The organism is Nocardia sp. NPDC049737, assembly GCF_040674755.1.
Lineage (GTDB): Bacteria > Actinomycetota > Actinomycetes > Mycobacteriales > Mycobacteriaceae > Nocardia.
On sequence record NZ_JBFANH010000088.1, the window covers coordinates 1 to 3606 of the forward strand.

The window sequence follows — 3606 nt, forward strand, 5'->3', positions numbered from 1 at the left end:
TCCAGTCGGACTTCCGGACTTCCGGACTCGGTTCCGGAAGTGTCCGGTCGGACTTCCGGACTCATTCCGGACCGGGTCCGGAAGTCCGGTCGGTCAGGTTGGGCTTTCGGCGTCCAGAGAAGGCCGGCGGTGGCGCGTCTTGCTGACCCCAACCCGCTTGGGGGTCGGACCCCAATCGGACCCCAACCGGATTGGGGTCGACCCCAAAACGACCCCAATCACCAGGGGGTCGCCCCCCATCGGTTGGGGGTCTGGATGGTGCAAAAGGTGTGTGCCAGGGGTTTTCGGCAGGGGTCCCTGAGGGGGTTGAGTGGGGTCGACTCAGGGGTGCCCCCCTCGTTCAAGGGGGGCACCCCCCTTTCGCGCCCCCTTCGTAGCGGACGCGACGCCGTGACCTGCGGAAACGTAAATACCCTAGAGGGGTATAGGAATGGTGCAAAAGGTGTGACCACGGGATATGCCCGTTCTGAGTCCGAGATTCCGGAGGGTTCAGCCCGAAGTCCGGATGGTGCAAAAGGTGTGTTGATACGGCTCGGATTCGGACTTTGGAGCGGAGTCGGATCGAGTCCGAAGTGGGCTTCGGACTCTTTTCGGGCCGGGTGTGGGTCCGAGTCCGGTTGCAGATCTGAGTCCGGAGCCTGGAGCGGGGGCTACAGCGCCAGGACGGCTCGGAGTGCGGCGTCCACTTGGTCCATGAGGTGCGTGGGCACCGTGCCGATCAGCGTGGTGAATCGCTTCGGTTCGACGTCGCCGATGGTGCGGGCGCGGGCGTATCCGCCGAGTTCGGCACCGAGGCCGATGCTGAGCAGTTTCAAGGCGGCGTTGCGGGGGGCGACCATGGTCACCTCCAGCACTACCGGATATCCGGCATCGTTCAACGCGTCGGTGGACACGACCAGGACGCGGCGGGTGTGCGAGATGCTCTGGTAGTCCCACACCTGGCCGCGGGCGATATCGGTCACGCGGCGTCACCGTGGCGGCGTGCGGCGGCGTCCTCGGCCTGTTCGCGGGCGTGGCGTTCCTCGGCCTCGGCTTCGCGTTCGGCGCGCAGCGTGGCGGTTTCCTCTGGGTGCTCGCGCTCCCATTCGGCCTCGGCCTGGGCGGCCAACCGGAGGAGTTTCTCGGTCACCGCTTTGGCGGCCCACGCCGAGACGGTGGTTTCCTCGGCCTCGGCGACCTCGCGGGCCACGTCCAGGAAGTGTTGGGGGAGCTTGATCGTCAACGGCTGTAAGGCTGGCATACCCCGGAGTGTACCGATTCGTGTACCGGACAGTGTCCCGAAGCGCCCTCACTTACACAGTGGACGTTATAACTTGCTCCTCCTCTGCTCAGCTCATGCGGGAGAGTTACCGCGGGACGACCCGTTTTCGGGTGGGACTTTCCGGGCTCTTTTCGCACGTCATTCCACGTGTGGGCTACGCGTTGGTGTCCCGCGCGGCGAGCGGGACCTCAGGCGGGACTTTGCCTCAGCGTTTGCGTGCCGCGCCGTGCCGGCGGCTCGGGGTCATTCCTCGGTCGCTGTGCGCGCCTGGGCCGTCAGGGTGCGCAGCTGCTTGGCGTGCCACGCTCGGGAATCGTCCTGATCGATCAGCAGCTGACACGCGCGTTGCAGCGCCTTCGCCAGCTCCGCCGTGTCCGACTCTCCCAGTTGCTCCAACCGGCCGATCAACACGTCGTAGGCGGCGAACATCGACCGGCGGAACTCGCTCCGATCCGCCCGATCCGCCCGTTGCCTCGTCGTCATGCGCGGCACCCCTGCTGCTGACTGGTCACGGGCCACAACCTTGCCCCACCTACGCCCCGAATCCGGCGCGGCCCTCACTTAGCATGTCTAACTCCATAACTTGCTCTCCCGCGAGCGGGCGTGAGTGCAGGTGAGTCAGTGCGTCCGAGCACTGTTCGGTGGGTGAGTTTTCGGCGGCTTCGGCCAGCTCACGACCTCGCGGCTCGCGCGTTCGCATCACCCATGGCATGGGTGACTTCGCGGGGGACTTCGTGGGGGCTTTCATCGTCGAGAACGGGACGCGATCACGCGGCGATCGAGGCGGGTGGCGAACAGCTCTTGCGCACCGCGATTTCGGCGCGTGCCTCACTTAGGGCCCCTTCGCGTATAACTTGCTCTCCCAGAGACGGCCGGATTCGACGGGCTGACCGAACCCTCATGAAGTACCGATTCGCCCGTCAGCGAGGCGTATAGGCCCGCGAAATGAGCCCCCCTCGGCGTCGCCGAAATCGACGCCTAATCCAGGAACCCGCGATAGTGCAGAAGGTGTGTCCCCGAAATCGCACTCGCCGACACACCTCTTCCACCATTGCGGCGCCGGGACGCGACGGAGGATTGCCGACATGACATCGGCCCCGAACCTGGGTGCGGTTCGGGGCCGATGCGCGGGGTGTGTGATCGGGGTCAGTATCCGGCCATGTCGCGCGCGCAGTTCCATACCTCGCGTGGGCTGTGACCGTCGCGCAGCAGGCCCGCGAAGATCTCCAGCATCGAGGCGTTGGACTCCCGGCCGTCGAACAGGTCGTCGATGCCGGACCCGCAGACCTCGCGGATAGCGTGGTCGCTGAAGCGGAATCCGGCGAAGAATTTCGACTGGCCGATCACGGACTCGATGAACGCGGCGCGCAGCTCGGCGTCGACCTCGATGACGTCGAGCAGCCAGGCCGGGCCGGTGATCGAGGTTGCGGCCCAGCCGAGGCGCTGCTGGACCAGGCGCCCGTGCTGGTGCAGGCACAGACCCTCGCACACCATCTCGAGACTGGAGAGTGGGCCGCGTCGATGGGCCAGGCTGAGCAGATCGGCGGCGGCGGTCACCTCCTGGGCGAGCACAACCCGCCCAGCGTTGGCGTAGTCCACGTTCTGAGCCTTGCTCGTGGGGTTGAACGCGGTGGCCATGACCGCACTGAAGACCATGTCCGCGACCTCGGCCGAGGCTCCTGCGATCAGGCAGCGGGCACGCGCGGTGTCGGCGGACAGGCGTTCGTCGCCCAGGTGCCCGTGCCGCTCGGGCAGAGACCGCCCGCACAGCTGGGTGTGATCATGTGCGCACGCCGCGACGAACGTCACCGCGCGCAGCATCGGATCGATCACTTCCTGCCCGGCCGCCGCGTTCACCGCGCTCGCGAGCTGCAGGACGCCGCGGGGCACCCCCGCCCCGAGTGCTCCGACGCTGGTGTGTCCGTCGAGGCCGCCGTTGTGGTAGCACATCAGCACGTCGGTCTCGTGGTCTCCCGAGGCCCAGCGGGGCACGTCCGGTGACCCGTAGCGCTCGGTCACCTCGGCCGCGAACTGCGCGCCGATGTCCACCAGCTTCCGGGTCTGCGGGTCGTCGAGCAGGTGCGGATCGAGGTCAGCGACGGCGTCGAGTGTGGCGGTGATGCTCATGCCTGCTCACCGCCGAGGTAGCGGCGGCCGACGACATCGAGGCACTGATTGCAGGCGATTTCGTAGAATCGCGCACCCTCGGCGGTGCGGCCGTCCTCGGCGATGTGGGTGTTCATCACGCCCAGAGGGCGGGAGCAGCACTCTGTTTCGCCCTGGTAGCCCTCGCGAACCATTGTGTCGCGCATCGGATTTCCCCCTTGTCGGAGTCGGTTTCGGTT

At 66.9% G+C, this 3606-nt stretch carries 5 protein-coding genes; all 5 read right to left on the reverse strand.

The window, feature by feature from the left end; translation table 11 throughout:
- Window positions 1-650: 650 nt before the first annotated feature.
- Entirely contained in the window at window positions 651-962 is a 312-nt protein-coding gene (locus tag AB0J47_RS42130) for a type II toxin-antitoxin system PemK/MazF family toxin (protein ID WP_364360287.1), read from the reverse strand.
- Window positions 959-1240: a hypothetical protein gene (locus tag AB0J47_RS42135; RefSeq protein ID WP_364360290.1), complete on the reverse strand. Its 282-nt coding sequence runs from the start codon at window positions 1238-1240 to the stop codon at window positions 959-961. The genes AB0J47_RS42130 and AB0J47_RS42135 overlap by 4 nt, the downstream gene beginning before the upstream one ends.
- Before the next feature lie 264 nt (window positions 1241-1504).
- Window positions 1505-1744 (reverse strand): hypothetical protein, encoded by a 240-nt coding sequence (locus AB0J47_RS42140; protein WP_364360293.1) that lies wholly within the window; start codon window positions 1742-1744, stop codon window positions 1505-1507.
- A gap of 663 nt (window positions 1745-2407) precedes the next feature.
- On the reverse strand, window positions 2408-3388 hold the full coding sequence (locus AB0J47_RS42145; RefSeq protein WP_364360296.1) for a hypothetical protein: 981 nt from the start codon (window positions 3386-3388) through the stop codon (window positions 2408-2410).
- On the reverse strand, window positions 3385-3606 hold a 222-nt coding region (locus tag AB0J47_RS42150), incomplete at its 5' end, for a hypothetical protein (RefSeq protein ID WP_364360299.1). The genes AB0J47_RS42145 and AB0J47_RS42150, both read right to left, overlap by 4 nt.

Excerpts from the sequence above, each read along its gene's own strand:
- AB0J47_RS42135 (WP_364360290.1), bottom strand. The coding sequence starts at position 1,240 with ATGCCAGCCTTACAGCCGTTGACGATCAAGCTCCCCCAACACTTCCTG.
- AB0J47_RS42140 (WP_364360293.1), bottom strand. The coding sequence starts at position 1,744 with ATGACGACGAGGCAACGGGCGGATCGGGCGGATCGGAGCGAGTTCCGC.
- AB0J47_RS42145 (WP_364360296.1), bottom strand. The coding sequence starts at position 3,388 with ATGAGCATCACCGCCACACTCGACGCCGTCGCTGACCTCGATCCGCAC.